Origin of the sequence: Bacillus cereus group sp. MYBK245-2, from assembly GCF_051916145.1 — a bacterium.
In the GTDB taxonomy this organism is placed as follows: Bacteria; Bacillota; Bacilli; order Bacillales; family Bacillaceae_G; genus Bacillus_A; species Bacillus_A pacificus.
This window is the reverse complement of record NZ_JBQAGB010000045.1, coordinates 1-1,377: the sequence shown is the minus strand read 5'-3', so window position 1 is coordinate 1,377 and position 1,377 is coordinate 1. Positions and strand designations below refer to the sequence as shown.

Sequence of the window (1,377 nt, the reverse complement as noted above, 5' to 3'; positions counted from 1 at the left end):
TTGCTACATATTATATGGTTAAGTCCTCGATCTATTAGTATTCGTCAGCTCCACATGTCACCATGCTTCCACCTCGAACCTATCAACCTGATCATCTTTCAGGGATCTTACTAGCTTACGCTATGGGAAATCTCATCTTGAGGGGGGCTTCATGCTTAGATGCTTTCAGCACTTATCCCTTCCGCACATAGCTACCCAGCTATGCCCTTGGCAGAACAACTGGTACACCAGCGGTGCGTCCATCCCGGTCCTCTCGTACTAAGGACAGCTCCTCTCAAATTTCCTACGCCCACGACGGATAGGGACCGAACTGTCTCACGACGTTCTGAACCCAGCTCGCGTACCGCTTTAATGGGCGAACAGCCCAACCCTTGGGACCGACTACAGCCCCAGGATGCGATGAGCCGACATCGAGGTGCCAAACCTCCCCGTCGATGTGGACTCTTGGGGGAGATAAGCCTGTTATCCCCGGGGTAGCTTTTATCCGTTGAGCGATGGCCCTTCCATGCGGAACCACCGGATCACTAAGCCCGACTTTCGTCCCTGCTCGACTTGTAGGTCTCGCAGTCAAGCTCCCTTATGCCTTTGCACTCTACGAATGATTTCCAACCATTCTGAGGGAACCTTTGGGCGCCTCCGTTACACTTTAGGAGGCGACCGCCCCAGTCAAACTGCCCACCTGACACTGTCTCCCGGGTCGATAAGACCCGTAGGTTAGAATTTCAATACAGTCAGGGCGGTATCCCACCAGCGCCTCCACCGAAGCTAGCGCTCCGGTTTCAAAGGCTCCCGCCTATCCTGTACAAACTGTACCAAAATTCAATATCAGGCTACAGTAAAGCTCCACGGGGTCTTTCCGTCCTGTCGCGGGTAACCTGCATCTTCACAGGTACTATAATTTCACCGAGTCTCTGGTTGAGACAGTGCCCAAATCGTTACACCTTTCGTGCGGGTCGGAACTTACCCGACAAGGAATTTCGCTACCTTAGGACCGTTATAGTTACGGCCGCCGTTTACTGGGGCTTCAGTTCAGAGCTTCGCTTACGCTAACCCCTCTCCTTAACCTTCCAGCACCGGGCAGGTGTCACCCCCTATACTTCGCCTTACGGCTTCGCAGAGAGCTGTGTTTTTGCTAAACAGTCGCTTGGGCCTATTCACTGCGGCTTTCCGTTAAGAAAGCACCCCTTCTCCCGAAGTTACGGGGTCATTTTGCCGAGTTCCTTAACCAGAGTTCTCTCGCACACCTTAGGATTCTCTCCTCGCCTACCTGTGTCGGTTTGCGGTACAGGCACCTTTTATCTCGCTAGAAGCTTTTCTTGGCAGCGGGGAATCAAAGACTTCGCTCCATAAGGAGCTTCCCCATCACAGCTCAGCCTT

Annotated in this window: 1 rRNA gene; it reads right to left on the bottom strand. The window is 52.9% G+C overall.

Going from position 1 to position 1,377, the window contains the following annotated elements:
* Nucleotides 1–14: 14 nt before the first annotated feature.
* Nucleotides 15–1,377 (bottom strand): 23S ribosomal RNA (locus tag ACTFRN_RS28010); the annotation flags it as partial.